This window comes from Pseudomonas eutrophicaquae, from assembly GCF_023544715.1.
Taxonomy (GTDB): domain Bacteria; phylum Pseudomonadota; class Gammaproteobacteria; order Pseudomonadales; family Pseudomonadaceae; genus Geopseudomonas.
Genome location: NZ_JAMJEZ010000010.1, coordinates 65,835 through 92,300, shown reverse-complemented (window position 1 = coordinate 92,300; position 26,466 = coordinate 65,835). Strand labels below are relative to the sequence as shown.

The window sequence follows — 26,466 nt, the reverse complement described above, 5'->3', positions numbered from 1 at the left end:
CTTGCCATGTCCCACCCCTTCGATCTGCTCACCCCCGACTGTGTCCTCGATGCGGTAGAACGCCTTGGATTGTGCACCGATGCACGGATCATGGCGCTCAACAGCTTTGAAAATCGGGTCTATCAGGTGGGCATCGAAGATCAGGCACCGCTGATCGCCAAGTTCTACCGCCCAGGCCGCTGGAGTGCGGCGGCGATCCGCGAGGAGCACGCCTTCGCCTTCGAGCTGGCCGAGCAGGAAATCCCCGTGGTGGCGCCGATCCAGCGCGATGGCGAGAGCCTGTTCGAGCACGCGGGCTTCTACTTCGCGCTGTTCCCGCGCCGCGGCGGGCACGCCCCGGAGCCGGGTGATCTGGAGCAGCTGTACCGCTTCGGCCAGCTGCTCGGCCGCCTGCATGCGGTGGGGCGCCGCCGGCCGTTTGTGCAGCGCGAGACACTGAATGTGGCCGGTTTCGGCCATGCCGCGCTGGCCGCCGTAGCGGCGAGCGGCTTTCTCCCCGAACGCCTGCATGCAGCCTACCGCGCGCGCGCGGGCGAGCTGCTGGCGCGTCTGGATGCGCTGTTTGCGCGCGTTGACTACACGCCGATCCGCCTGCATGGCGACTGCCATCCCGGCAACCTGCTGCTGCGCGACGGGCAATTTCATATTGTCGATCTGGACGACTGCCGGATGGGGCCGGCGGTGCAGGATCTGTGGATGCTGCTGAGCGGCAACCGCGAGGAGCGCACCCGCCAGCTCGGCGAACTGCTCGAGGGCTATCAGGAGTTCAACGATTTTGCGCCCCGCGAGCTGGCGCTGATCGAAGGGTTGCGCAGCCTGCGCCTGCTCCACTACAGCGCGTGGCTCGCGCAGCGCTGGGATGATCCGGCCTTCCCGGCCAGCTTCCCCTGGTTCACCGCTGCAGGCTACTGGGACGAGCAGATCAATCTGCTCGATGAACAGCTCGCCGCCCTCGAGCAGCCGCCGCTGCAGCTACAGCCGTGGTGAAGGCTCTAGAATGCTGCATCGATGCGTTGCGCATCCTGTATCTGGAGTCCGCATGAGCAGCACCAATACCCACCGGGGCCTGGTCCTCGGCTTGATGGCCTACGTCATCTGGGGTCTGTTTCCGTTGTATTTCAAGGCGCTTGCGGCGATCCCGGCGCTGGAAATCATTGTCCACCGGGTCATCTGGTCGGCGCTGTTTGCCAGCCTGTTGCTGCTGGTCTGGAAGCATCCGGGCTGGTGGCAGGCGCTGCGCGCCCATCCGCGCCGGCTGGCCATTCTCGCCGCCAGCGGGGCGCTGATCGCGCTGAACTGGCTGATCTATGTCTGGGCGGTGAACAACGGCCGGATGCTGGAGACCAGCCTCGGCTACTACATCAACCCGCTGCTCAATGTGCTGCTGGCCATGCTGCTGCTCGGTGAGCGGCTGCGCCCGCTGCAGTGGGTCGCCGTGTTGCTGGCGGGGGCCGGGGTGGCTCAGCAGGTCTGGCAGCTGGGCAGCCTGCCGTGGGTCTCGCTGCTGCTGGCGCTGAGCTTCAGCTGTTATGGCCTGATCCGCAAACAGGCACCGGTGGCGGCCCTGCCGGGGCTGGCGGTGGAGACCTGGCTGATGTTGCCAGCGGCACTGGCCTGGCTCGCGCTACAGCCCTCATCCCCAGGCAACGTGGCGGGTTTCTGGGACAGCCAAGAGGCGCTCTGGCTGATCGCCGCAGGCCCGGTAACACTGATTCCGCTGATCTGCTTCAACGCCGCCGCCCGCCACCTGCCGTATGCCACGCTGGGCTTTTTGCAGTACCTGACGCCGACCCTGGTGCTGCTGCAGGCGGTGCTGCTGTTCGGTGAAGCGCTGCAGGGGCCGCAATTGCTGGCGTTTGCCTGCATCTGGCTGGGTCTGCTGGTGTTCAGCCTCGACAGCCTGCGCCTGCTGCGCCGCACTTGATCATTTATTGAGCAGAGCGCTGCAGACCATGCAGGACGCGGCCTGCAGCGCTCTGCCCCGAGCTTGTCCACAGGCTGATCCCCCAGGGCGGTGGAAAAGCGCGTGTTTTTCGCCCGCCGCCTAACTGATCATATTTTGCACAATCGTCTGCAGACCAGACAGTCCGTGGCCTGCAGCCAGCTACGCGCAGTTTGTCCACACCCTCATCCATCCGGGCAGTGGACAACTGCATCTCGCCACCGCGCACTTACCCACAGCAGATGACCGGCAAACTGCGCAATAAATGATCAATCATCGGCAAGCCGCGCCCCGCCTGAGCTGCAGCCAAGGCTCCAGAGCTTATCCACAACCCCATGCAGTGCCTGCGTGCATAACCCGGGCAAGGCTGTTCATTTTTCGCACAAAAGCCTGCAGACCACGCGGCACTAAGGCTGCAGCCAACTGCCCAAGGCTTGTCCACAGCCCGCTCCACGCCAAACGGGGACAAAATCGGGCGCGATTCTGCCGGCTGTGCATAACCCATCAACCTCGCCGACAGTCCACGACTTTTGTCGAAGGCCGCCGGCCACCGCGTACCTTTGTCATGGAGCATCATGTAGTATGCAAAAGTCCAGACTACATAAAAGGGTAATCGCGCGCAGGCGCGCCGCCCAAGCAGAGTGAGGCAAGCAATGACCGAACGCGTACAAGTCGGTGGCCTGCAGGTCGCCAAAGCCCTCTATGACTTCGTCAGCAACGAAGCCATTCCCGGCACCGGTGTCAGTGCCGAGGCATTCTGGAGCGGCGCTGATGCCGTGATCCACGATCTGGCGCCGAAGAACCGTGCCCTGCTGGCCAAGCGCGACGACCTGCAAGCCAAGATCGACGCCTGGCACCAGGCCCGCGCCGGTCAGGCTCACGATGCCGTGAGCTATAAAGCCTTCCTGCAGGAAATCGGCTACCTGCTGCCGGAGCCGGAAGACTTCCAGGCCACTACCGAGAACGTCGACGACGAGATCGCCCGCATGGCCGGCCCGCAGTTGGTGGTGCCGGTGATGAACGCGCGCTTCGCCCTCAACGCCGCTAACGCCCGCTGGGGCTCGCTATACGACGCCCTGTATGGCACCGACGCCATCCCGGAAACCGACGGCGCCGAGAAAGGCGCCGGCTACAACCCGGTCCGCGGCGCCAAGGTCATCACCTTCGCCCGCGCCTTCCTCGACGAAGCAGCGCCGCTGGCCGGCGCTTCCCATACTGACGCCACCGGCTACGCCATCGACGGCGGCAAGCTGGTCGTCAGCCTGGCAAACGGCAGCAGCACCGGCCTGAAGAATCCGGCCCAGCTGATCGGCTTCCAGGGTGACGCCGCCGCGCCGAAGGCCGTGCTGCTGAAGAACCACGGCATCCACTTCGAGATCCAGATCGACCCGAGCAGCATGATCGGCAAGACCGACAAGGCCGGTGTGAAGGACGTGCTGATGGAAGCCGCGCTGACCACCATCATGGACTGCGAGGACTCGGTCGCCGCGGTCGATGCCGAAGACAAGGTCATCGCCTACAAGAACTGGCTGGGCCTGATGAAGGGCGACCTGGCCGAGGAAGTGGCCAAGGGCGGCACCACCTTCACCCGCACCATGAACCCGGACCGTGTCTACACTGCGGCCAATGGCGGCGAGCTGACCCTGCACGGTCGTTCCCTGCTGTTCGTGCGTAACGTCGGTCACCTGATGACCAACGACGCCATCCTCGACAAGGACGGCAACGAGGTGCCGGAAGGCATCATGGACGGCCTGGTCACCAGCCTGATCGCCATCCATAACCTGAGCGGCAACACCAGCCGCAAGAACAGCCGCACCGGCAGCGTCTACATCGTCAAGCCGAAGATGCACGGCCCGGAAGAAGTCGCCTTCGCCAACGAGCTGTTCGACCGCGTCGAGGACGTGCTGGGCCTGGCCCGCAACACCCTCAAGGTCGGCATCATGGACGAGGAGCGCCGCACCACCGTCAACCTCAAGGCGTGCATCAAGGCCGCCCGCGAGCGCGTGGTGTTCATCAACACCGGCTTCCTCGACCGTACCGGTGACGAGCTGCACACCTCGATGGAAGCCGGCGCGTTCATTCGCAAGGGCGACATCAAGAACGCCGCCTGGATCAAGGCCTACGAGAACTGGAACGTCGACAATGGCCTCTCCACCGGCCTGTCCGGTCGCGCGCAGATCGGCAAGGGCATGTGGGCCATGCCCGACCTGATGGCCGGCATGCTCGAGCAGAAGATCGTCCACCCGATGGCCGGCGCCAACACCGCCTGGGTACCGTCGCCGACCGCTGCTGCCCTGCACGCCCTGCACTACCACAAGGTCGACGTGTTCGCCCGCCAGCAGGAGCTGGCCAAGCGCGAGCGCGCCTCGCTGGACGACATTCTGACCATCCCGCTGGCGCCGAGCACCGACTGGTCGGCCACCGAGATCCAGAACGAGCTGGACAACAACGCCCAGGGCATCCTCGGCTACGTGGTGCGCTGGATCGACCAGGGCGTCGGCTGCTCCAAGGTGCCGGACATCAACGACATCGGCCTGATGGAAGACCGCGCCACCCTGCGCATCTCCAGCCAGCACATCGCCAACTGGCTGCGCCACGGCGTGTGCAGCGCCGAGCAGGTCGTCGAGACCTTCAAGCGCATGGCCCTGGTGGTGGATCGTCAGAACGCCAATGACCCGCTGTACAAGCCGATGGCGCCGAACTTCGACGACAACATCGCCTTCCAGGCGGCGCTGGAGCTGTGCCTTGAAGGCACCAAGCAGCCCAATGGCTACACCGAGCCGGTGCTGCACCGCCGTCGCCGCGAATTCAAGGCGCGCAACGCCCAGTAAGACGATCGGCTCTGCTGATCCGGGAGCGCCCTGCGCTCCCACCCCACAACGCGCTGCTCTCCCCCGGGAGGCAGCGCGTTGTCCGTTATGCGCCAGCCCATGCCGGACTTGCCCAATCGCCGATTGCCAGCCTCGCCACAGAGGGTTAGCGTGGCGGGATGGGTACCTGACAGCCCCATCCTTGCGGAGACCGCCATGCGTCGCTTACGTTTTCTTCTCGGCCTGCCCCTGCTGTTCGCCGGTATCGGCACCCTGCAGGCCGCCGACACCCTGAGCCTTGAGGGCAGCCTGCCCCCGCTGCGCGGCAAGCAGCCAATCGATCTGCAACAGTTCGCCGGCAAGCCGCTGGTGGTGGTCAACACCGCCAGTCACTGCGGCTTCACCGGCCAGTTCGAGGGCCTGGAAGCGCTCTATCAGCGCTACAAGGGCCAGGGACTCGAGATCCTCGGCGTCCCCTCCGACGACTTCCGCCAGGAAGCGGACAGCGCCGAGGAGACGGCCACCGTCTGCTTCGTCAATTACGGCGTCACCTTCACTATGGCCGCCGCCCAGCCGGTAACCGGCATGACGGCCATTCCGCTGTTTCGCGAGCTGGCGGCCCAGAGCGGCCCGCCGCGCTGGAACTTCTACAAGTACGTGATCGACCGCAATGGCAAGGTGATCGGCAGCTTCTCCAGCCTGACCCGCCCGGACGACGCCAAGCTGATTGCCGCCGTGGAGCAGGCCATCGCCTCAAAGCCCTGACCCTGACGCATGGCCGACCTGTCGCAGATCCGCGCCTGCGGCAGGTCTTGCCGCTACACTGCTCACAAGGCATTTGCAGAGAATAAAAGCATGAGCAAACACGACGGCTTTGCAGAAGTCGGCAAGACAGCCGTGATGCAGAACATTCAGGGCACCATGCAGTTTTTGCTGCGCTACGCGCCCTTCAACCAGATGGAGCTCAGCCATCTGGCGCAGATGGTCGAACAGTGCCGGCTGCGCTTCTATGCCGCCGGCGATCCGGTGATCGGCCCGGATGATGGGCGCATCGAATACATCTACATCGTCAAGCAGGGGCTGGTGCTCGGCCAGCGGCCCAGCCTGACCGGCGAGGGCATGGAAACCACCCAGGAAATCGCCCCCGGCGAGTGCTTCCCGGTGGCGGCGATGGTCAGCGAGCGGGCGACCCGTACCCACTACATGGCAGCCGAGGACACCTTCTGCCTGCTGCTCAGCCGCAGCGCCTTTGCGCACACCTACCGCCAGTCCGAGGCGTTTCGCGACTTTGCCCTGCGCGGGGTCAGCAGCCTGATGGGCCAGGTGCAGCAACAGGTACAGCTGCAGGCCGCCGAGACACTCGGCGCGCAGTATTCGCTGGAAACCCGTCTGAACATCCTCGCCGCGCCCAACCCGATCACCTGCCGGCGCGGCATCCGCCTGCGCGAGGCGGTCAGGCTGATGCACGAGCATCACATCGGCAGCCTGGTGATGGTCGATGAGCGCCAGTATCCGATCGGCATCTTCACCTTGCGCGACCTGCGCCGGGTGATTGCCGATGGAAGCGGCGACCTAGAGCAGCCACTCGATGAGCTGATGACCCGCGACCCGGTGCATCTGCCCCCCACCGCCACCGCGTTCGATGCCGCGCTGACCATGACCCAGCGCCAGATCGCGCATATCTGCGTGGTGGAAATGGGCCGTCTGGTCGGCGTGCTGTCCGAGCGGGATCTGTTCTCGCTGCAGCGGGTCGATCTGGTGCATCTGGCGCGCACCATCAGCTCGGCCAGCCGGGTCGAGGTGCTGGTCGGACTGCGCGAACAGATCGCCCACCTGATCGACAACATGCTGGCCCACGGCGCCAACCCGGCGCAGCTGACCAACATCATCACCCTGCTTAATGATCAGACCGTGGTCCGGGTGATCGAGCTGATGATTGCCGAACACGGCGATCCCGGCGTGCCGTTCACCTGGCTGGTGTTCGGCAGCGAGGGACGCTGCGAGCAGACCCTCTACACCGATCAGGACAACGGCATCCTCTTTGAAGCCGACTCGGTCGAGGAAGCGGAAAAGATCCGCCAGCGACTGCTGCCACTAGCGCGCAAGATCAACGAGGCACTGGATCGCTGCGGTTTTTCGCTGTGCAAGGGCAACATCATGGCCAGCAACCCGGACCTGTGCCTGTCACGCCGCGAATGGCTACGCCGCTTCAGCGGCATCATCCAGAGTCCGACGGCGGAAAACCTGCTGCACTCGACCATCTACTTTGACCTGCGCCCGGCCTGGGGGCCGACCGAGGGCTATCAGCAGCTCAGCGAGGCGCTGCTGAAGATGATTGCCGACAACCCGCTGTTCCAGCGCATGATGGCCAGCAATGCCCTGCGGCATCCGCCGCCCATCGGTCGCCTGCGCGACTTCATCGTCGCCAGCCGCGGCGCCGACAAGGACACCCTCGATCTCAAGGTCGAAGGTGTGATGCCCTTTGTCGAGGGACTGCGCATCCTGGCGCTGGCCAACGGCATCCAGGAAAGCAACACCCTGGAGCGGCTCAAGCTGCTGGGTGAGCGCGATGTGCTCAAGGCCAAGGATGTCGGCTCATATGAAGAGGCTTATCACTTCATTCAGCTGATGCGCATGCAGCTGCATCAGCGCCAGCAGCGGGACGGGCAGCCCCTGAGCAACCGCCTCGACCCCGACACCCTCAATGAACTGGACCGGCGCATCCTGCGCGAATCCTTCCGTCAGGCCCAGCGTCTGCAATCGATCCTGAGCGTGCGGTATCAACTATGAGCCTGTTCAGTCATATGCTCGACCATCTGCGGCGTCACAGCCTGGAGCTCGACGAGCCGCAGCGCCGGCGTCTGGCGGCGCTGCCGGAGGCCCCCGCACTGGACGGCCTGCTGCGCGAGCAGCGCTTCGTGGTGCTGGACCTTGAGACCACCGGCCTCAACCTCAACCGTGACATCGTGATCTCGATCGGCGCGGTGACCATCGAGGCCGGCAGCATCGACATGGCCCGCCAGTTCGAATGCACCCTGCGCCGCGAGGTCAAGGTCAACGAGGCGGTGCTGATCCACGGTATCGCCCCGAGCGAGCTGGCCCGGGGCGAGCCGCCGGTCGAGGCGCTGCTGAGCTTCATGGAGTTTGCCGCCGACAGCGTGATGCTGGCCTTTCACGCCCCCTTCGACCAGCGCATGCTGGCGCGGGCGCTGAAGAAGGAGCTGGGCTATACCCTGGAGCACCCCTTCCTGGACGTGGCGGATCTGGCCCCGATGTTATTCCCGGAAGTGCTGACCCGCCGTGGCGGGCTGGATCACTGGATGCAGCACTTTGGCATCGACATCGCCCAGCGCCATCACGCCTCGGCCGATGCCATGGCCACGGCAGAGATTGCCCTGATCCTCTTTAACCGCGCCCAGCGCATGGGCATCGAGCGGGTGGGCGAGCTGGCGGATCGGGTGCGCTACTGGCAACGCACCCGACAGGCGGCGCTCAACTCGATCTGAGCGGCGGATGGTCTGTGCCGGAGCGGGCACAGGCCATTGCCTTACGTGCTGATGTGGTAACGCAGCGCAAACAGCTTCTTGAAGTCCTTGACGATGTGCAGGGCATCGCGCAGCAACTCGCGCTCCAGCTTGTTGAGCTTCTGCAGATCCAGTGCATTGGGGCTACGCGCCAGATCCGGCTCCGCCCTGCCCAGTCGCTCGATCTGCTGGGCCAGACGCAGCTGGATGAAGATCGACAGCGCCTCCCCCAGGTTGTCGCCCATGCCCTTCTCCAACCGGCCCATCTCCACCAGCGCCTCAATGCGCTTGAAGGTGTTGGTCTCAAGGATGCGCTGCTCCAGCGCCATGGTGCGCACCCCGTGCACGATCGGGAAGATGCCGCCTTTCTTGATGTCCAGCAGCTCCTTGTCGCGCAGGTTGCCGAACAGGGTCAGTGGGGTGTCGAAGTTCAGCGCCGCACGGGCAAAGTGCGAGAAAAAGATGTCGTTACTCTGCACGCTGCGCAAGAAGGCATTACGCGCCACCTTGAACAGGGCGATATTGCCGGCAATCGGCTTGCTGTCCACCGCAATCGCCAGGTTCATCACCGCCGTACCGTCGCAGCGCTGGCTCCACTGGGTCAGCTTGCCCGCCCACTGCTCGATGCTATTCACCCACTCGGGGTTGGAAACCATGATGTTGCCCGGGCAGGGCGGAAAACCAAAGCTGATCAGCGTCTCGCTGAAGCGGCGCATGGTGTCCTGCAATTCAGGCCAGACCAGCCCATCGCGCACCAGCAGGGCGTTGTCCTGATCGGTCTTCATGATCTGCTCGCCACGCCCCTCCGAGCCCATCACCAGCAGGCAGACATGCGGGCGCATGTCCCGGGGGATGATCAGATCGAACAGTTTGGCGATGATCCGCCCGTTCATGGCCGCCAACAGCTCCATGGTGAAGCGGATCTTCACCCCGGTGGAAATCAGCGCGCGGATCAGGTCGTTGAGCCCCAAGGCCGCCTCGCGCAGTTCCTCAAGGCTGTTGGCCCGCTCGACGCGCAGGCCGATGACGTGGGAATGGCTGGAGAAATGGCTGAGCACATCGGTCAGCTCGACCACGCCGACCAGGTGCTGCTGATCCATCACCACCACCCGCTCGATCTGGTGCTGGGTCATGCGGATCAGCGCATTGAACAGGTAATCATCCGGCGGGGCGGAAATCAGTCGGTAACTGGCAATGTCGGCCACATCCCGCTCCAGTGCCAGGCCCTGCAGCACCACGGCATCCAGCAGGTCCGTGCCGGTGACCATCCCGTAGCGGTTGCGGCGTTTTACCAGCAGGCAGTCGGCCTTGTGCTCACGCATCAGGCGGGTCGCTGCATGCAGGCTGGTGCCCTCTTCGACCACCAGTGGCTCGCGGATCAATCCGTCACTGATTCTGGCCAGCATGAACTCGGCCATGTCCTGGCTCTGGCCCTGCTGATCGACGATCTCCCGCTTGGCGCCGAGGTTTTGCTGGAAGTAGTCGGCAAAGCGCGGGTTGCTGGCCATCAGCTCCAGCAGCAGCGCGGTGGGCAGCAGGTGGCAGACGGTCTCCTCGACCGCGATGAAGTGGTGGATGGCCAGCCCGTTGAGGGCCGACCAGCCGCCGAAGTAGTCCTCGTCGCGGTAATGCACAAAGACTTGAGCCGCCTCGGCGGCTGTATCATCACGCTCAGCCACCCGCCCGTGGGCGATCACGAAGACCCCCAGCGGTGGCTGACCGGCGGCGATGATCGTCTCGCCCGGGGCAAAGTGCCGAAGGCTCAACTGCTGGTTAAGCAGCGCCTGCTCGGCCGCATCCAGCAGGCTGAACGGCAGGTTTTCCATCTTGAACACAGCGGACATCACGCACCCCCGGGCATCACGGACAGCGGGCGCCGGCGGGCGGCAAAGCTGCCTCGGCACCGGCCCACTGTTCCGGCTCATGTGTCCGTTTCATTTAAGCCGCAAAGTGCTCAGGCGTCACGCCAGGTGGGCGGGCGCGTGGTGATTCAGCGCTCACCCTCGCCCATGCAGAGGGTCTGATACAGCGGCGAGTCTTCTGGTAGGCGGGTCAGGGTCTCGAAACGCGCCTCGCCCTCGTCATTGAGCTGGAACATCGCCTGTTCGCTGCACAGCAGCTGATAACGGGCGTTGGTCACCGTCGACATCAGGTGATGCTTCTCGAAGCGGTACAGCACAAAACGCGCCACCCGTCCCTGAGGAGTCTCTTGCACCTGAGCATTGGCGTTGTCCAGCACGGTATAGATCAGCGGCATCGGGAACTGCAGGGTCCAGGGACGCCAGAGCATGTCGCCCTCCTCACTGGACACCACGACGGAGCCGGCGGGCAGACGGGTCTGCGTGGCATCGAACCAGGTGTATTCGTAGTGAATGGTGTAACCGAGCATGCCCAGCCCGGCAAATACCGGAATGATCCACTTCGGCAACCGCCGGCGGGTCAGCGAACGCAGAATCAGGGCAACCCCTGCGCCCGCCAGGGCCGAGCAGAGCGCGGCAATCAGATGCCAGATCATGTACAGACTCCTTAAAAGACATCGGGCTTCCAGTTGGAAGCCCGATGTGTGTTTCAACAGCGATGCGGATGGGATATCCGGACTGTCTGGATTATCACTTAGTGATCCAGTGCAGCACCAGCGCCCTTCGGAGTACGCACGCTTTCCACCAGATCCTGCACAGCCTTCGGCGGAGCCTCGGAGGACAGGGATACGGCGTAGGCCACGATGAAGTTGATGATCGCACCCACCGAGCCGAAGGCTTGCGGGGAGATACCGAACAGCCACTCATCAGGCACGTTGTTGAAGGTGTTGGTGCCCGGGATGAAGAACCAGCCGAGGTACAGGAAGATGTACACGATGGTGATGACCAGACCCACCAACATGCCGGCGATGGCACCCTTGTCGTTCACGCGCTTGGAGAAGATACCCATCATCAGGACCGGGAACAGGGTCGCAGCGGCCAGGCCGAAGGCCAGTGCTACTACCTGAGCCGCGAAGCCCGGAGGATTGAGACCCAGCCAAGTGGCTACCAGGATCGAGACCGCCATGGAGATACGCGCCGCCTTCATTTCGTTGGCTTCGCTGATCTTCGGATTGATCAGGGTCTTGATCAGGTCATGGCTCACGACAGAGGAGATGGCCAGCAGCAGACCGGCAGCGGTGGAGAGTGCAGCAGCGATGGCGCCCGCAGCAATCAGACCGATGACCCAGGACGGCAGGTTGGCGATTTCCGGGTTGGCCAGCACGATGATGTCGTTGTTGACGGTCAGCTCGTTGCCGTTCCAGCCACGCTCAGTCGCGGTTGCCTTGAAGGTAGCGTTGGCATCGTTATAGAACTGCACACGGCCATCAGCGTTCTTGTCTTCCCACTTGATCAGGCCGGTTTCTTCCCAGGTCTTGACCCACTCAGGACGCTCTTCATAAGCCAGAGCCGGAGCCTCGGTACCTTGCGGGTACACGGTGGTCATCAGGTTCAGGCGCGCCATGGAGGCCACAGCCGGAGCGGTGAGGTACAGCAGGGCGATGAAGATCAGGGTCCAGCCAGCGGACCAGCGTGCATCAGCCACCTTCGGTACGGTGAAGAAGCGGATGATTACGTGCGGCAGACCAGCGGTACCGATCATCAGCGACAGGGTGAACAGGATCATGTTCAACTTGTTGGTGGTATCGGCGGTGTAGGCAGCAAAGCCCAGGTCGGTCACCACGGCATCCAGCTTGGCCAGCAGCGGCTCGCCGGAACCTGTGTGATCACCCAGCATGCCGAACATCGGGATCGGGTTGCCAGTCAGGTTGAAGGCAATGAACACGGCCGGGATGGTGTAGGCAATGATCAGCACGACGTACTGAGCCACCTGGGTGTAGGTGATGCCCTTCATGCCGCCGAAGACCGCGTAAGCGAACACCACGGCAGCGGCAATCCAGATACCGGCCGAGTTGCTGACTTCGAGGAAGCGGGAGAAGGCAATACCGGCACCAGCCATCTGACCGATCACGTAGGTCACGGAAATCAGGATCAGGCAGATGACAGCGACCAGACGCGCGCCACGACTGTAGAAGCGATCACCGATAAAGTCCGGTACGGTGAACTTTCCGAACTTGCGCAGGTAGGGCGCCAGCAGCATGGCCAGCAGCACGTAACCACCGGTCCAGCCCATCAGGTAGACCGAGGTGGAGTAACCGCCGGCGGCGATCAGGCCCGCCATGGAAATGAAGGAAGCCGCCGACATCCAGTCAGCTGCGGTCGCCATACCGTTGGTCACGGGATGGACGCCGCCGCCTGCGACGTAGAACTCTTTGGTAGACCCGGCACGGGCCCAGACTGCGATGCCGAAGTAGAGTGCGAAGGACGCCCCTACGAACAGCATATTGATTACAAATTGGCTCATGCTGGATTACTCCTCAACGCCGAATGCTTTGTCCAGCTTGTTCAGCCGCCACGCGTAGTGGAAGATGATCAAGATGAACGTAATGATCGAACCCTGTTGAGCAAACCAGAAGCCCAGGTCGGCCCCGCCTACCGAAATGCCCATCAGCATCGGACGCAGGATGATGCCGAAGCCGAATGAAACCAGAGCCCATACCACAAGGCTCCAGGTGATCAGGCTAACGTTAGCCTTCCAGTACGCAGCGGCATTGGCTTTGTCGTCTACCATCGCTGTTCTCCGTTTTGTTTTTATTGCGAAGTGAAAGAATTTCACACAATTTAATCTACCAGCCCGCCTCCTTAAAAAGAAAGCCCCGACTTTAGTCTGACGGTTAGGCGCCGCCCGCTACGCAAGCGCTCTGCCAAGGGCCTAAGCGATGAATCGGCAGGGGGAAGCGGCCGCTCACCCGCGCGCTCTGCCACGCCCGCTTTGCCCAGGTTTCGCTGGCCCAGAGCGCCCTGCGCCCTTGCGCGAATACCGCACACAAAATTCGGGATGTGCTGCACGCGAAAACCGAGCAACTTTAAGTTAATAAATAAAAATAAAAATTTATTTAATTAAGACGGAAAATAAAGCTCAAGAAACATGCATAAATTTTAATTTAATTTAACCAAGCGGATTGAAAAGCAAAGTTTCCTGAGCAACTGTGACATGCCGTACTCCGGCAGCAGCCTGTTACACTGGCCGCCCTCCTCCTTCGCGCAGATGTGCCCCGTGACCGACGCTTTCTCCACCCTGCCCCTGCCCGCCAGCCTGCTGGACAGCCTCGCAGCACTTGACTACCAAAGCATGACTCCGATCCAGGCCGCCAGCCTGCCAGCGATCCTGGCCGGCCATGACCTGATCGCCCAGGCCAGCACCGGCAGCGGCAAGACCTGCGCGTTTGCCCTCGGCCTGCTCGCCCCCCTCAATCCGCGCTACTTTGGCTGCCAGGCTCTGGTGCTGTGCCCGACGCGCGAGCTGGCTGATCAGGTCGCCCGGGAGATTCGTCTGCTGGCCCGTGGGCTGGGCAATATCAAGGTACTGACCCTCTGTGGCGGCGTACCCTTTGGTCCGCAGATCGGCTCGCTAGAGCACGGCGCCCATGTGGTGGTCGGCACGCCCGGTCGGGTGCTGGAGCACCTGAACCGTGGCTCGCTGAATCTGGACGGCTTGAACCGTCTGGTCCTCGATGAAGCCGATCGCATGCTCGACATGGGCTTCGTCGAGGCGATCAGCGCGATCATCGAGCGCACCCCGACACGGCGGCAGACCCTGCTGTTCTCGGCCACCTACCCTGAGGGCATCGAGCAACTGGCGGCGCGCTTCCTGCGTCAGCCGCAGCGTATCGAGGTCGCCAGCCAGCATGACCAGAGCGTCATCGAACAACGTTTTTATGAAGTAGACCCGGCCCAGCGCCTGGAAGCCGTCGCCCGCCTGCTGCTGCATTTTCGACCGGCGTCCAGCGTAGCCTTCTGCCAGACCCGCGCGCAGTGCCAGGAACTGGCTGACCTACTTAATGTCCGCAAGATCTCAGCCCTCGCCCTGCATGGCGATCTGGAGCAGCGTGAGCGCGATCAGGTGCTGGCGATGTTCGCCAATCAGAGTTGCCGCGTACTGGTGGCCACCGATGTGGCGGCCCGCGGGTTGGATGTCGAGGGCGTGGAGGCGGTGATCAATGTCGAGCTGCCGCGCGATCCGGCCGTACATGTGCATCGTATCGGCCGCAGCGGTCGCGCCGGCGCCAATGGGCTGGCCCTGTCACTGGTCGCCCCCTCCGAGGCGGGTCGCGCCAATGCCATCGAAGCCCTGCAGGGGGCGCCGCTGCACTGGGGCAATCTGGCCCTGCTCAAGAGCCGTGACGACGAGCGCCTGCTGCCGACCATGACTACCCTGTGCCTCAATGGCGGGCGCAAGGACAAGCTGCGCCCGGGGGATCTGCTCGGCGCCCTGACCGGTGAAGGCGGCTTGCCGGGCAGTGCGATCGGCAAGATCGCCCTGCATGACTACAACGCCTATGTCGCGGTCGAAAGCAGCCGGGCGCGTGAGGCGCTGCAGCGCCTGAGCGAGCGCAAGGTCAAGGGTCGCCACTTCAAGACGCGCATCCTCTGAGCCCACCGCGACCACGCCGCACTGTGCGCTGACACCATGCTGCAGTGCTGGCCCCACCTATACCCAGCCGCTAGACTGGCCGCCCGCGCCGGCTGCCTGCCGGCGGCGCCGACCCGACAGGAGCCCTTTCGCGCATGACGACTCGCACCTTCGACGCCCACGACTTTCGCCGCGCACTTGGCAACTTTGCCACCGGCATCACCATCATCACCGCCCGTGGCGCCGATGGCGAGCTGACCGGCGTCACCGCCAACAGCTTCAACTCGGTGTCTCTGGACCCGCCGCTGATTCTCTGGAGCCTCGACAAGCGCTCGTCCAGCAATGTGGTTTTCGAGCAGGCTAGCCACTTTGCGGTGAACATCCTCGCCGCCGAGCAGATCGACCTGTCCAACCACTTCGCCCGCTCCCACCCGGACAAATTCGCCGGCATCGCTCACGACAGCGGTCTGGGCGGCGCCCCGCTGCTGCCGGGCTGTGCGGCACGCCTGCAGTGCGAGAGCTTCCAGCGGCTGGATGGCGGTGATCACTGGATTCTGGTCGGCAAGGTCGTGGATTTCGACGACCAGGGCCGCGACCCGCTGCTCTATCACCGCGGCGCCTACTCGCTGCTGATGCCTCATCCGCAAACGCCCCGCCACCATGCCGCTGACCCGAGCAAGGGCGAAAGCCGGCTGGACAGCCACCTGCTCTACCTGATGCTGCAGGCCGTCAACGCCTACCAGACCAGCTACGGGCCGCGTCAGCAGGCCAGCGGCCTGGAAACCAGCGAGGCGCGAGTGCTGATGGTGCTGGATGAAAACCCCGGTCTCGACCTCGCCGGCCTGCAGCATGAAGCCGCGATGCCGGCCAGCGAGATCGAAGAAGCCATGACCAGCCTCGCCCAGCGCGGCCTGCTGGAGCGCAGTCCCGGCCACTGCGCGCTGACGGCCCCAGGGCAACAACAGGTCGAGCAGCTCTGGGCCATTGTGCACGCGCAGGAAGAGGCAGTGTTTGCCGGAATCGAGCGCAGTGATCTGGAGATCTTCAAGCGCGTGCTGCGTCAGGTGATCGCCGCGCACTGAGCCATAGCGGCGCACAGCCGGGCAGCTCCGGCTGGGCGCCGCGCCTCAGACGACGCCCGTCTGCATATCCCGCCAGGTCAGGTACAGGCGCAGATCGAATTCGCGCTGCTGATAGCCCGGCAGCATGTGCTCGCAAAGCTGGTAGAAGGCCTTGTTGTGCTCGGCCTCGCGCAGGTGCGCCAGCTCATGCACCACAATCATCTCGAGAAACTCGGGTGCCGCGTCGCGGAACAATCCGGCGATGCGAACTTCCTTCTTGGCCTTGAGCTTGCTGCCCTGCACCCGCGAGATCGCGGTGTGCAACCCCAGGGCATTGCGCAGCACATCGAGCTTACTGTCATAGAGCACCTTGTCGATCCCCGGCGCATTGCGCAGGTACTGCTGCTTGCGCTCCATCACATAGGCGTACAGCGCCCGGTCGCTCTGCACCGGATGGCGCGCGGGGTAGCGCTGGCTCAGGTAGTCACCGAGGCGCTCGCGGGCGATCAGTTGGCGCACCTGCTCCTGCAGGTGCGCGGGATAGGCGGCGAGGTATTTGAGCGGGGTCATGGGCATCGGGGGCGGCAGCTGATCGGCGCATTCTACCCGGCCGCCACGCCATCAGGCAGACTCGGTCTGCTGCTGCAACGGACCTTGTAGCGCGCGACTAGACTACAGGCTACCGTTGTTCCTTCCGCACCTAACACATCGCCTCCCCGCCACCGTCGAGTTCACTGGATATGCTGACTTCCGCGCCCCCTGACGCCGCCAGCCCGCAGATCGCGACCTGCAGATCGCCCGACACTCCGCACGAGGTGACGGACGAGCGCTTTGACAGCCTGACTCGCCTGGCCAGAAGCCACTTCGCCGTCGCCACGGCGCTCATCATGCCGTTCGATGCAGGCCGCCAGTGGCCCTGCGCATCCACCAGCGTGCCTGATGGGGCAATGTCCGGCGACGGGATGCTGGTGGTGGCCGATACCCACGCCGATGAGTGCTTCCACCACCACCCACTGCTCATCGAGCATCCGTGGATGCGCTTCTATGCCGGCTGCCCACTGCTCGCCGCCGACGGACACACGCTCGGGGTGTTTGTCCTGCTCGACGACCAGCCGCGCGAACTGGATGACCAGCAGCGCGAATTCCTCCGCGACCTTGCCCGCCTGGCCGCTGCCGGCGTGGAAAGCGATCGTGCGAACGTGCAACTGCAGGCAGATGCCGCCGCCCTGCGGGACCGCGAACACAGAATGGCGCTGGCCATCGCCGGCAGTGGCACCGGGGTCTGGGATCGCAATGTACAGACCGGGGAAATTCACTACTCCAGCGGCTGGAAGGCAATTCTCGGTTATACGGATGCCGAGATCGGCAATCGCATCGAAGACAGCTACCAGCGCATCCATCCCGACGACCTGGCCCGCGTGCAGGCCACAATCCAGGCGCACCTCCAGGGCGAGACGGAAAGCTATGCAGTGGAGCACCGCATCCGCTGCAAGGATGGACACTACAAATGGATCTCCAGCCGCGGCAAGGTGGTCAGCCGCGACCGCGAGGGCCGGCCGCTGCGCATGATCGGCACGACCACCGACATCACCGCCATGCACGCGCTGTCAGAGCGGCTGCAGCAGTCCGTCGATCTGCTCACCAACCTGACCAACGAGGTTCCCGGTCTGGTCTTCCAGTACCAGCGACTGCCGACGGGCGAGTCGCTGTTCCCCTATGCCAGCGCCGGCATCCAGGCCATCTACGAGATCACTGCGGAGCAGGTTGCCGCCAGCGACGCACTGATCAACGCGCTCATCCACCCGAATGATCTGCCGGCCTACCGGGCTGCCCTCGACGCCTCGGCCGCCAGCCTGACGCCCTGGGACCTGGAGTACCGCGTCCAGCTGCCCAGACAGGGCCTGCGCTGGCGGCACGGCGCCGCGCAGCCACGCCGGCTGAAAGACGGCAGCATTCTGTGGCACGGCTTCATCACCGACGTGACCGAGCGCAAGCGCATCGAGGCCGAACTGCTGGAGTTCGCCACCACCGACTTCCTCACCCAGCTGCCCAATCGGCGCCACCTGATGAGCCAGATCGAGGCCGAGCTGGCGCATATGCAGCGCAGTGCCGACCACTGCACTGCCGTGCTGATGTGCGACCTAGACCACTTCAAGTCGATCAACGACCAGTGGGGACATGCCACCGGCGACTTGGCGCTCCGGCATTTCGCTGGCATCCTGCGTGCCCAGCTGCGCAAGAGCGACATGGCCGGCCGGATCGGTGGCGAGGAGTTTGCCGTACTCCTCCGCGGGGCGAACCTCGCCGAGGCTATGGCCTTTGCCCGGCGCGTGCAGCAGCAACTGGCGCAAGCGCCGCTGCAGCACGGCGAGCAGTGCATCGCCATGACCCTCAGCATCGGCGTCGCCGTGCTGATGGCCAGCGATACCAGCGTCGATGCCGCGCTCTCGCGCAGCGACATGGCGCTCTACCGGGCCAAGTCGAGCGGCCGCAACCGAATTGAGTGCCTGTGATCCACGCCGCGCGCCTCCCGCCCCTGGGCGAGCGCAGCGAAACCCCACACAGCACAAGGCCCGCACGCGGCGGGCCTTGTGGGACCAACTGAAGCGAATGCGCTTAAATCAGTTGACCTTGGCGGCCAGCTCGCCGCGAGCGTAGCGCTGGTACATGTCTTCCAGGGAGATCGGCTTGATCTTGGAGGCATTGCCGGCGGTGCCGAAGGCTTCGTAGCGGGCGATGCAGATGTCGCGCATGGCTTCGATGGTCTTGGCGAAGAACTTGCGCGGGTCGAACTCGCTGGGGTGCTCGGCCATCATCCGGCGCATGGCGCCGGTGGAGGCCAGGCGCAGGTCGGTGTCGATGTTGACCTTGCGTACACCGTACTTGATGCCCTCGACGATCTCCTCGACCGGCACGCCGTAGGTTTCCTTGATGTCGCCACCGTACTGGTTGATGATCGCCAGCCACTCCTGCGGCACCGAGCTGGAGCCGTGCATCACCAGGTGGGTGTTGGGGATGCGCTTGTGGATTTCCTTGATGCGATCGATGGCGAGGATGTCGCCGGTCGGCGGCTTGGTGAACTTGTAGGCGCCGTGGCTGGTGCCGATGGCAATCGCCAGGGCGTCGACCTGAGTGGCCTTGACGAAGGCCGCCGCCTCTTCCGGATCGGTGAGCATCTGGCTGTGGTCGAGGGTGCCCTCGGCGCCGATGCCGTCTTCCTCACCGGCCTGACCGGTTTCCAGACTGCCCAGGCAACCCAGCTCGCCCTCGACAGAGACGCCGCAGGCGTGGGCGAATGCCACGGTCTGCTGGGTCACGCGCACGTTGTAGTCGTAGTCGGCCGGGGTCTTGCCGTCCTCGCGCAGCGAGCCGTCCATCATCACCGAGGAAAAGCCCAGCTGGATCGAGCGCTGGCAGACGTCCGGGCTGGTGCCGTGGTCCTGGTGCATGCACACCGGGATGTGCGGGAATTCCTCGATGGCGGCGAGGATCAGGTGGCGCAGGAACGGCGCACCGGCGTACTTGCGCGCACCGGCGGAGGCCTGGACGATCACCGGGGAGTCGGTCTTGTCAGCCGCTTCCATGATGGCGCGCATCTGCTCGAGGTTGTTGACGTTGAAGGCCGGCACGCCGTAGCCGTATTCGGCGGCGTGATCCAGCATCTGGCGCATGCTGATAAGTGCCATCTGTAGTGCTCCCAGTCAGGGTCGTTTGATCGGTGCCCGGCCAGCCGCTGTGGCCAGCCGGGCTCAGGGGTCGGATTAGTGCGCGCGTTCCTGCAGTACGGCCACGGCCGGTAGCACCTTGCCCTCGACGAACTCGAGGAAGGCGCCGCCGCCGGTGGAGATGTAGGAGATCTGCTCACCCACGCCGTACTTGTCGATAGCCGCCAGGGTATCGCCGCCGCCGGCGATGGAGAACGCCGGGCTTTGTGCGATGGCCTGGGCCAGGGCCTGGGTGCCGTTGCCGAACTGGTCGAATTCGAATACACCAACCGGGCCGTTCCACAGGATGGTCTGCGAGGATTTCAGCATCTCGGCGAACATCGCCGCGGTCTGCGGGCCGATGTCGAGGATCATGTCATCGTCGGCAACCTCGCTGATCAGCTTGACGGTGGCCTCAGCGGACTCGGCGAACTCCTTGGCAACCACCACATCAACCGGCAGCGGCACGGAAACCTTGGCGGCGATGGCGCGGGCGGTGTCCAGCAGCTCCGCCTCATGCAGCGATTTGCCGACCTTGTAGCCGGCCGCGGCGAGGAAGGTGTTGGCGATGCCGCCACCGACGATCAGCGAGTCGCAGATCTCGGCCAGCGAGTTGAGCACGTCGAGCTTGGTGGAGACCTTGGAGCCGGCGACGATGGCCACCATCGGGCGCTGCGGCTTGTCCAGCGCCTTGCCCAGCGCGTCCAGCTCGGCGGCCAGCAGTGGGCCGGCACAGGCGACCTTGGCGAATTTGGCGACGCCATGGGTCGAGCCCTCGGCACGGTGCGCGGTGCCGAAGGCGTCCATGACGAACACATCGCACAGCGCGGCGTACTGCTGGGCCAGCTCGTCGCTGTTCTTCTTCTCGCCCTTGTTGAAGCGCACGTTCTCGAACAACACGATCTCGCCCGGCTGCAGCTCGACGCCGCCCAGGTAATCCTGAACCAGCGGCACCTCGCGGCCGAGGGCCTTGGACAGGTAGTCGGCGACCGGCTGGAGGCTGTTCTCGGCAGAGAACTCGCCCTCAGTCGGGCGCCCCAGGTGCGAGCAGACCATCACCGCGGCGCCCTTCTCCAGGGCTAGCTTGATGGTCGGCAGGGACGCGAGAATGCGCGCATCGCTCTTCACCACGCCGTCTTTTACCGGCACGTTGAGGTCTTCGCGGATCAGCACGCGCTTACCGGCGAGGTCGAGGTCGGTCATCTTCAACACGGTCATGGGAGAGTCCTTCAGGGCAGTTGAGTTAGCGGTTGAGCGCAGCGGCGTCCAGCCAGTGGCTGGCGACGTCGAGCATGCGGTTGGCAAAGCCCCATTCGTTGTCGAACCAGGCCAGCAGCGTGACCAGCCGTGGGCCGGAAACCAGGGTCTGGCTGCCATCGACAATCGCCGAATGGGGGTCGTGATTGAAGTCGCAACTGGCGTGGGGCAGCTCGGTGTAGGCGACCAGCCCCTTGAGCGGCCCCGCCTCCGTGGCCTCGCGCAGCACCCGGTTGATCTCGGTGGCTGTGGTGTCGCGGCGGGTCTGCAGGGTGATGTCCAGGCAGGAGACATTGACCGTCGGCACGCGGATCGCCTTGGCCTGCACGCGCCCGGCCAGCTCCGGGAGCAGGCGCTCGATGCCGCGCGCAAGGCCGGTGGAAACCGGAATCACAGACTGGAACGCCGAGCGGGTGCGGCGCAGGTCTTCGTGGTGGTAGGCGTCGATCACCGGCTGGTCGTTCATCGCCGAATGGATGGTGGTGATGGTCACGTAATCCAGACCGATCGCCGCATCCAGCACGCTCAGTAGCGGCACGCTGCAGTTGGTGGTGCAGGAGGCGTTGGAGACCAGCCGCTCGGCGCCGGTCAGACGCTGCTGGTTGATCCCGTAGACGATGGTGGCATCCACATCGCGCTCGCTGGCCATCGGCTGGGAGAACAGCACCCGCGGTGCCCCGGCCGCCAGAAAGCGCTCGGCCTCGCGGCGCGTGTGATAGACCCCGGAGCACTCCAGCACCAGATCAACGCCCAGCGCCGCCCAGTCGATCGCCTCAGGGGTCGCCTCGCGCAGCACCTTCACGCAGCGGCCATTCAGATGCAGCCCCTCGGCGGCCACGCGGACCTCACCGGGAAAACGCCCGTGGGTCGAGTCGAAGCGGGTCAGGTATTCGATGCTGGCCTGATCGGCCAGATCATTGAGGGCGACAATCTCCAGCCCCGCCTGCGCACCGCGCTCATGCAGCGCGCGCAGCACGCAGCGACCGATACGGCCATAACCATTGAGGGCAATGTTGTAGGGGCGGTTGGGCATGACGGCTCTGCGGGTGGTCGCGGCGCTGAAGGCTGCGGAATAAACACCGCGATGCCGCGTCCGATGCTCCAGCGCGCGACATCGCCCAGTGACTGCGGGCGGGTGCAGGGTGCACGGTTACGCCACCCTGCTCACGCCTCAGGCGTCCAGCAGCTCCTCGGCGGTGGCCAGCAGGTTGTCGAGGGTGAAGCCGAACTCCTCGAACAGCTGCGCCGCCGGGGCAGACTCACCGAAGGTGGTCATGCCGATGATGCGGCCCTCAAGACCAACGTACTTGTACCAGAAGTCGGCATGCCCGGCCTCGATGGCGATGCGCGCGCTGACCTCCAGCGGCAGCACGGCCTGCTTGTAGGCGGCGTCCTGCTGGTCGAACACGGTGGTCGAGGGCATCGATACCACGCGCACGCGGCGACCCTGCTCGCTGAGCTTGTCGAAGGCCTGCACCGCCAGGCCGACTTCCGAGCCAGTGGCGATCAGGATCAGCTCCGGCTCACCGCTGCAGTCCTTGAGCACGTAGCCGCCGCGGGCGATGTCGGCGATCTGCTGCTCGGAGCGCGGCTGATGGTTGAGGTTCTGGCGGCTGAACACTAGCGCCGACGGGCCGTCGTTGCGCTCGATGGCGTATTTCCAGGCCACGGCGGACTCCACCGCATCGCACGGCCGCCAGCAATCGAGATTCGGCGTGCCGCGCAGGCTGGTCAGCTGCTCGATCGGCTGGTGGGTCGGGCCGTCTTCGCCCAGACCAATCGAATCGTGGGTGAACACATAGAGCACCCGCTGCTTCATTAGCGCCGACATGCGCACCGCGTTGCGCGCGTATTCCATGAAGATCAGGAAGGTCGCGCCGTAGGGAATGAAGCCGCCGTGCAGGGCGACGCCGTTCATGATCGCCGCCATGCCGAACTCGCGCACGCCGTAGTGCACGTAGTTGCCGCCGGCATCGTCATGGGCCAGGCCCTTGCAGCCCTTCCACAGGGTCAGGTTGGAACCGGCCAGATCCGCCGAACCGCCGAGGAACTCGGGCAGCAGCGGGCCGAAGGCGTTGAGGGTGTCCTGGCTGGCTTTACGGCTGGCGATGGTCGCGCCCTTGGCGGCCACGTCGGCGACATAGGCGGCGGCCTTCTCGGCGAAGTCAGCCGGCAGCTCACCGGCTAGGCGGCGCTGGAACTCGGCGGCCAGTTCCGGGAACCCGGCGGCGTAGGCAGCGAACTTCTCGTTCCACGCCGCCTCATTGGCAGCGCCAGCGTCCTTGGCGTCCCACTCGGCGTAGATGTCAGCGGGGATCTCGAACGGGCCATGGTTCCAGCCGAGCTGGGCGCGGGTCGCGGCGATCTCGGCATCGCCCAGCGGCGCGCCGTGGCACTCTTCCTTGCCCTGCTTGTTCGGCGAGCCGAAGCCGATCACGGTCTTGCAGCAGATCAGCGTCGGGCGCTCGGTTTCGGCGCGGGCGGTCTCGATGGCCATCTTGATCTCGTCGGCATCGTGGCCATTGACGTTGCGGATCACCTGCCAGCCGTAGGCCTCGAAGCGCGCCGGGGTGTCGTCGGTGAACCAGCCCTCGACCTCACCGTCGATGGAGATGCCGTTGTCGTCGTAGAAGGCGACCAGCTTGCCGAGGCCAAGGGTTCCGGCCAGCGAGCAGACCTCATGGGAGATGCCTTCCATCATGCAGCCGTCGCCAAGGAAGGCGTAGGTGAAGTGGTCAACGATGGTGTGGCCTTCGCGGTTGAACTGCGCGCCCAGCACTTTCTCGGCCAGCGCGAAGCCCACCGCGTTGGCGATACCCTGGCCGAGCGGGCCGGTGGTGGTCTCCACACCCGGGGTGTAGCCGTATTCCGGGTGACCCGGGGTCTTGCTGTGCAGCTGGCGGAACTGCTTGAGGTCATCGATCGACAGGTCGTAGCCGGAGAGGTGCAGCAGCGAGTAGATCAGCATCGAGCCGTGGCCGTTGGACAACACGAAGCGGTCGCGGTCAGCCCACTGCGGGTTCTGCGGGTTGTGCTTGAGGAAGTCACGCCACAGCACTTCGGCGATGTCCGCCATGCCCATCGGTGCGCCGGGATGGCCGCTGTTGGCTTTCTGCACGGCATCCATGCTGAGGGCGCGAATGGCATTGGCTCGGTCACGACGGCTGGGCATCGCTGATCTCCTGCAAGGGGGGCTGATCGAAAAAGGTGGCCATTTTCGCCCAGCCACGGGGGAACGGGCAATCACGGATGGCCAATCGGCCGCAATTGGTCGCCCAGAGACCGCACGCATACGGCCACGGCGACCGGCCATCCGCCAATATCAAAACTTTTTGATATTGCAATTGTGTGCCCAGGCCACCCCGACTAGAATCCGCGCCATCATGAATGCCCCGCACGCCCTCACCCGCCCCGATCCCAGCGAACAGCTCGCCAGCCTGTGCAAGGCCGGTGGCGACGTGCTGCGTCTGCAGATCCTGCGGGTCTTGGCCAGTGACTCGTTCGGCGTGCTGGAGCTCGCGCAGATCTTTGCCATGCGCCAGTCCGGCATCAGCCATCACCTCAAGGTACTGAGCCAGGCCGGCCTGCTCGCCACCCGCCGCGAGGGCACAGCGATTTTCTACCGCCGCGCGCTGGCCGGCAGCGGTGAGCCGGGCAGCCTGCTGCACGCCGCACTGCTCGCCGAAGCCGACGCCCTGCCGCTGCACCCGGCGGTGCAGCAGCGCATCGCCGAGGTCCAGGCGCAGCGCAGCGCCGCAGCCCGCGACTTTTTCGCCCGCACCCTGGCGCGCTTTCGCGCCCAGCAGGACCTGATCGCCGGCCTCGTCCAGTACCGCGACAGCGTGCTGGCCCTGCTCGATGCGCTGCCCTTTGCCGCCGAGGCCACAGCGCTGGAAGTCGGCCCCGGCGATGGAGGCTTTCTGCCCGATCTCGCGCGGCGCTTTGCCCGCGTGCAGGCGCTGGACAACAACCCGGCGATGCTCGAACTGGCCCGCCAGCGCTGCCGCGAAGAAGGTCTGGAGAATGTCGAGCTGATCCTCGCCGATGCGCTGCAAGCGGCGCCTGAGGCGGCCGACTGCGTGGTGCTGAACATGGTGCTGCATCACTTCAGCGAGCCGGCCGCCGCGCTGCAGCAACTGGCCCGCCAGGTGCGCCCCGGCGGCAGCCTGCTGCTCACCGAGCTGTGCAGCCATCATCAGGACTGGGCCCGCGAGGCCTGTGGCGATCTGTGGCTGGGCTTTGATCAGGACACCCTGAGCGACTGGGCGCAGCGCGCCGGCCTGCTGGCCGGGGAAAGCCTGTACATCGGCCTGCGCAACGGCTTTCAGCTGCAGGTGCGGCATTTCACCCGCCCGCAGCCTTTCACCATGACACCCTCTGCATGACACGGCCGAGAGGCCGACTCACCCAACGGTAATTAAGGAACCGATCGATGAGCGAATATTCCGTCTTCACCTCCGAGTCCGTGTCCGAAGGCCATCCGGACAAGATCGCCGACCAGATCTCCGATGCGGTCCTCGATGCGATCATCGCCGAGGACAAGTACGCCCGCGTGGCCTGCGAAACCATGGTCAAGACCGGTGTGGCGATCGTCGCCGGTGAAGTCACCACCAGCGCCTGGGTCGATCTGGAGCAACTGGTGCGCGATGTGATCTGCGACATCGGTTACACCAGCTCGGAAGTCGGCTTTGACGGCGCGACCTGCGGCATCATCAACATCATTGGCAAGCAGTCGCCGGACATCAATCAGGGCGTCGATCGGGCCAAGCCGGAAGACCAGGGCGCGGGCGATCAGGGCCTGATGTTCGGCTACGCCAGCAACGAGACCGACGTGCTGATGCCGGCGCCGATCTGCTTCTCGCACCGTCTGGTCGAGCGTCAGGCCGAGGCGCGCAAGAGCGGCCTGCTGCCGTGGCTGCGTCCGGATGCCAAGAGCCAGGTCACCTGCCGCTACGAGAACGGCAAGGTGGTCGGCATCGACGCGGTGGTGCTGTCCACCCAGCACAACCCGGAGATCAGCCAGAGCGACCTCAAGGAAGCGGTGATGGAGCTGATCATCAAGCACACCCTGCCGGCCGAGCTGCTGCATGCCGGCACCCAGTTCCACATCAACCCGACCGGCAAGTTCGTGATCGGCGGCCCGGTGGGCGACTGCGGCCTGACCGGGCGCAAGATCATCGTCGACTCCTACGGTGGCATGGCCCGCCACGGTGGCGGCGCCTTCTCCGGCAAGGACCCGTCCAAGGTTGACCGCTCGGCCGCCTACGCCGGTCGCTACGTGGCCAAGAACATCGTTGCCGCCGGGCTGGCCGAGCGCTGCGAGATCCAGGTGTCCTACGCCATCGGCGTCGCCCAGCCGACCTCCATCTCGATCAACACCTTCGGCACCCACAAGATTGCCGAAGACAAGATCATCCAGCTGGTGCGCGAAGTGTTCGACCTGCGCCCCTACGCGATCACCAAGATGCTCGACCTGCTGCACCCGATGTACCGCGCCACCGCGGCCTATGGCCACTTCGGCCGCACCCCGCAGCAGGTGACTGTCGGCAACGACACCTTCACCACCTTCACCTGGGAGCAGACCGACAAGGTCGAGGCGCTGCGCGCCGCCGCCGGCCTGTAAGGCATACGGCGCCGCCAGGCGCCCCGCTGCCCTGCCAAGCCCCTGCCAGCCCC

The 26,466-nt window shown here is 64.8% G+C and carries 20 protein-coding genes; 11 read left to right on the top strand and 9 right to left on the bottom strand.

Translation table 11 applies throughout. The annotated features are described in order from the left end of the window. Window positions 1-6: 6 nt before the first annotated feature. The 6 genes from MXC11_RS06805 to MXC11_RS06780 all read left to right on the top strand — a co-directional run bounded on the left by MXC11_RS06805 (window position 7) and on the right by MXC11_RS06780 (window position 8,258). Entirely contained in the window at window positions 7-987 is a 981-nt protein-coding gene (locus MXC11_RS06805) for a serine/threonine protein kinase (RefSeq protein ID WP_250006896.1), read from the top strand. Between the two features lie 52 nt (window positions 988-1,039). Further along, complete coding sequence (gene rarD / locus MXC11_RS06800) at window positions 1,040-1,924, top strand: EamA family transporter RarD (RefSeq protein ID WP_250006894.1); 885 nt, start codon at window positions 1,040-1,042, stop codon at window positions 1,922-1,924. A gap of 671 nt (window positions 1,925-2,595) precedes the next feature. Then, window positions 2,596-4,773 carry a malate synthase G gene (locus MXC11_RS06795; protein WP_250006892.1) on the top strand — a complete coding sequence of 726 codons (2,178 nt, stop codon included), beginning with the start codon at window positions 2,596-2,598 and terminating at the stop codon, window positions 4,771-4,773. Between the two features lie 195 nt (window positions 4,774-4,968). Next, on the top strand, window positions 4,969-5,517 hold the full coding sequence (locus MXC11_RS06790) for a glutathione peroxidase (protein WP_250006890.1): 549 nt from the start codon (window positions 4,969-4,971) through the stop codon (window positions 5,515-5,517). 90 nt (window positions 5,518-5,607) lie between these two features. Beyond that, the gene (locus MXC11_RS06785) at window positions 5,608-7,542 is read left to right on the top strand and encodes a putative nucleotidyltransferase substrate binding domain-containing protein (RefSeq protein WP_250006889.1); all 1,935 of its coding nucleotides are present in this window, start codon (window positions 5,608-5,610) and stop codon (window positions 7,540-7,542) included. A 14-nt stretch (window positions 7,543-7,556) separates the two neighbouring features. Beyond that, complete coding sequence (locus tag MXC11_RS06780; RefSeq protein WP_250006922.1) at window positions 7,557-8,258, top strand: 3'-5' exonuclease; 702 nt, start codon at window positions 7,557-7,559, stop codon at window positions 8,256-8,258. A gap of 41 nt (window positions 8,259-8,299) precedes the next feature. On the opposite strand, the gene MXC11_RS06775 is transcribed toward MXC11_RS06780, so the two are convergent. The 4 genes from MXC11_RS06775 to MXC11_RS06760 form a co-directional block, all read right to left on the bottom strand. Then, window positions 8,300-10,120, bottom strand: coding sequence for a DUF294 nucleotidyltransferase-like domain-containing protein (locus MXC11_RS06775; protein WP_250006887.1), 1,821 nt, complete (start codon window positions 10,118-10,120; stop codon window positions 8,300-8,302). A 146-nt stretch (window positions 10,121-10,266) separates the two neighbouring features. Beyond that, complete coding sequence (locus MXC11_RS06770) at window positions 10,267-10,791, bottom strand: hypothetical protein (RefSeq protein WP_250006885.1); 525 nt, start codon at window positions 10,789-10,791, stop codon at window positions 10,267-10,269. 98 nt (window positions 10,792-10,889) lie between these two features. Continuing rightward, window positions 10,890-12,659 (bottom strand): sodium:solute symporter family protein, encoded by a 1,770-nt coding sequence (locus MXC11_RS06765; RefSeq protein WP_250006883.1) that lies wholly within the window; start codon window positions 12,657-12,659, stop codon window positions 10,890-10,892. Between the two features lie 6 nt (window positions 12,660-12,665). Next, on the bottom strand, window positions 12,666-12,926 hold the full coding sequence (locus tag MXC11_RS06760; protein WP_250006881.1) for a DUF4212 domain-containing protein: 261 nt from the start codon (window positions 12,924-12,926) through the stop codon (window positions 12,666-12,668). A 477-nt stretch (window positions 12,927-13,403) separates the two neighbouring features. Here MXC11_RS06760 and dbpA point away from each other — a divergent pair, with 477 nt between their 5' ends. Then, window positions 13,404-14,789, top strand: a complete 1,386-nt coding sequence (gene dbpA, locus MXC11_RS06755; protein WP_250006920.1) for an ATP-dependent RNA helicase DbpA — start codon at window positions 13,404-13,406, stop codon at window positions 14,787-14,789. A gap of 134 nt (window positions 14,790-14,923) precedes the next feature. Then, window positions 14,924-15,850, top strand: coding sequence for a p-hydroxyphenylacetate 3-hydroxylase reductase component (locus MXC11_RS06750; protein ID WP_250006878.1), 927 nt, complete (start codon window positions 14,924-14,926; stop codon window positions 15,848-15,850). A 45-nt stretch (window positions 15,851-15,895) separates the two neighbouring features. On the opposite strand, the gene MXC11_RS06745 is transcribed toward MXC11_RS06750, so the two are convergent. Further along, window positions 15,896-16,399: a M48 metallopeptidase family protein gene (locus MXC11_RS06745; protein WP_250006870.1), complete on the bottom strand. Its 504-nt coding sequence runs from the start codon at window positions 16,397-16,399 to the stop codon at window positions 15,896-15,898. A 170-nt stretch (window positions 16,400-16,569) separates the two neighbouring features. Here MXC11_RS06745 and MXC11_RS06740 point away from each other — a divergent pair, with 170 nt between their 5' ends. Then, complete coding sequence (locus tag MXC11_RS06740; RefSeq protein WP_250006868.1) at window positions 16,570-18,342, top strand: sensor domain-containing diguanylate cyclase; 1,773 nt, start codon at window positions 16,570-16,572, stop codon at window positions 18,340-18,342. 108 nt (window positions 18,343-18,450) lie between these two features. Here MXC11_RS06740 and fba read toward each other — a convergent pair whose 3' ends face one another. From fba to tkt, 4 genes are all read right to left on the bottom strand, one after another. Further along, window positions 18,451-19,515, bottom strand: a complete 1,065-nt coding sequence (fba, locus tag MXC11_RS06735; RefSeq protein ID WP_250006866.1) for a class II fructose-bisphosphate aldolase — start codon at window positions 19,513-19,515, stop codon at window positions 18,451-18,453. A 75-nt stretch (window positions 19,516-19,590) separates the two neighbouring features. Next, a complete protein-coding gene (locus MXC11_RS06730) occupies window positions 19,591-20,751 on the bottom strand; it encodes a phosphoglycerate kinase (protein WP_250006864.1) in 1,161 nt (386 codons plus the stop codon). A 25-nt stretch (window positions 20,752-20,776) separates the two neighbouring features. Beyond that, window positions 20,777-21,823, bottom strand: a complete 1,047-nt coding sequence (gene epd, locus MXC11_RS06725; protein ID WP_250006862.1) for an erythrose-4-phosphate dehydrogenase — start codon at window positions 21,821-21,823, stop codon at window positions 20,777-20,779. A 138-nt stretch (window positions 21,824-21,961) separates the two neighbouring features. Further along, window positions 21,962-23,962 carry a transketolase gene (gene tkt, locus MXC11_RS06720; RefSeq protein ID WP_250006860.1) on the bottom strand — a complete coding sequence of 667 codons (2,001 nt, stop codon included), beginning with the start codon at window positions 23,960-23,962 and terminating at the stop codon, window positions 21,962-21,964. Between the two features lie 211 nt (window positions 23,963-24,173). On the opposite strand from tkt, the gene MXC11_RS06715 reads away from it, so the two are divergent. Both MXC11_RS06715 and metK read left to right on the top strand, forming a co-directional pair. Beyond that, window positions 24,174-25,175 carry an ArsR/SmtB family transcription factor gene (locus MXC11_RS06715; protein WP_250006858.1) on the top strand — a complete coding sequence of 334 codons (1,002 nt, stop codon included), beginning with the start codon at window positions 24,174-24,176 and terminating at the stop codon, window positions 25,173-25,175. Window positions 25,176-25,222: 47 nt separating this feature from the next. Continuing rightward, on the top strand, window positions 25,223-26,413 hold the full coding sequence (gene metK / locus MXC11_RS06710) for a methionine adenosyltransferase (RefSeq protein ID WP_250006856.1): 1,191 nt from the start codon (window positions 25,223-25,225) through the stop codon (window positions 26,411-26,413). Window positions 26,414-26,466: the final 53 nt, after the last annotated feature.

Bases quoted from the DNA above. Each gene is read 5' to 3' on its own strand.
- MXC11_RS06795 (WP_250006892.1), top strand. From the start codon at position 2,596: ATGACCGAACGCGTACAAGTCGGTGGCCTGCAGGTCGCCAAAGCCCTC.
- dbpA (WP_250006920.1), top strand. From the start codon at position 13,404: ATGTGCCCCGTGACCGACGCTTTCTCCACCCTGCCCCTGCCCGCCAGC.
- MXC11_RS06770 (WP_250006885.1), bottom strand. From the start codon at position 10,791: ATGATCTGGCATCTGATTGCCGCGCTCTGCTCGGCCCTGGCGGGCGCA.
- epd (WP_250006862.1), bottom strand. From the start codon at position 21,823: ATGCCCAACCGCCCCTACAACATTGCCCTCAATGGTTATGGCCGTATC.
- tkt (WP_250006860.1), bottom strand. From the start codon at position 23,962: ATGCCCAGCCGTCGTGACCGAGCCAATGCCATTCGCGCCCTCAGCATG.
- MXC11_RS06805 (WP_250006896.1), top strand. From the start codon at position 7: ATGTCCCACCCCTTCGATCTGCTCACCCCCGACTGTGTCCTCGATGCG.
- fba (WP_250006866.1), bottom strand. From the start codon at position 19,515: ATGGCACTTATCAGCATGCGCCAGATGCTGGATCACGCCGCCGAATAC.
- MXC11_RS06750 (WP_250006878.1), top strand. From the start codon at position 14,924: ATGACGACTCGCACCTTCGACGCCCACGACTTTCGCCGCGCACTTGGC.
- rarD (WP_250006894.1), top strand. From the start codon at position 1,040: ATGAGCAGCACCAATACCCACCGGGGCCTGGTCCTCGGCTTGATGGCC.
- MXC11_RS06785 (WP_250006889.1), top strand. From the start codon at position 5,608: ATGAGCAAACACGACGGCTTTGCAGAAGTCGGCAAGACAGCCGTGATG.
- MXC11_RS06775 (WP_250006887.1), bottom strand. From the start codon at position 10,120: ATGTCCGCTGTGTTCAAGATGGAAAACCTGCCGTTCAGCCTGCTGGAT.
- MXC11_RS06715 (WP_250006858.1), top strand. From the start codon at position 24,174: ATGAATGCCCCGCACGCCCTCACCCGCCCCGATCCCAGCGAACAGCTC.
- MXC11_RS06745 (WP_250006870.1), bottom strand. From the start codon at position 16,399: ATGACCCCGCTCAAATACCTCGCCGCCTATCCCGCGCACCTGCAGGAG.
- MXC11_RS06760 (WP_250006881.1), bottom strand. From the start codon at position 12,926: ATGGTAGACGACAAAGCCAATGCCGCTGCGTACTGGAAGGCTAACGTT.
- MXC11_RS06740 (WP_250006868.1), top strand. From the start codon at position 16,570: ATGCTGACTTCCGCGCCCCCTGACGCCGCCAGCCCGCAGATCGCGACC.
- MXC11_RS06790 (WP_250006890.1), top strand. From the start codon at position 4,969: ATGCGTCGCTTACGTTTTCTTCTCGGCCTGCCCCTGCTGTTCGCCGGT.
- MXC11_RS06780 (WP_250006922.1), top strand. From the start codon at position 7,557: ATGCTCGACCATCTGCGGCGTCACAGCCTGGAGCTCGACGAGCCGCAG.
- MXC11_RS06765 (WP_250006883.1), bottom strand. From the start codon at position 12,659: ATGAGCCAATTTGTAATCAATATGCTGTTCGTAGGGGCGTCCTTCGCA.
- metK (WP_250006856.1), top strand. From the start codon at position 25,223: ATGAGCGAATATTCCGTCTTCACCTCCGAGTCCGTGTCCGAAGGCCAT.
- MXC11_RS06730 (WP_250006864.1), bottom strand. From the start codon at position 20,751: ATGACCGTGTTGAAGATGACCGACCTCGACCTCGCCGGTAAGCGCGTG.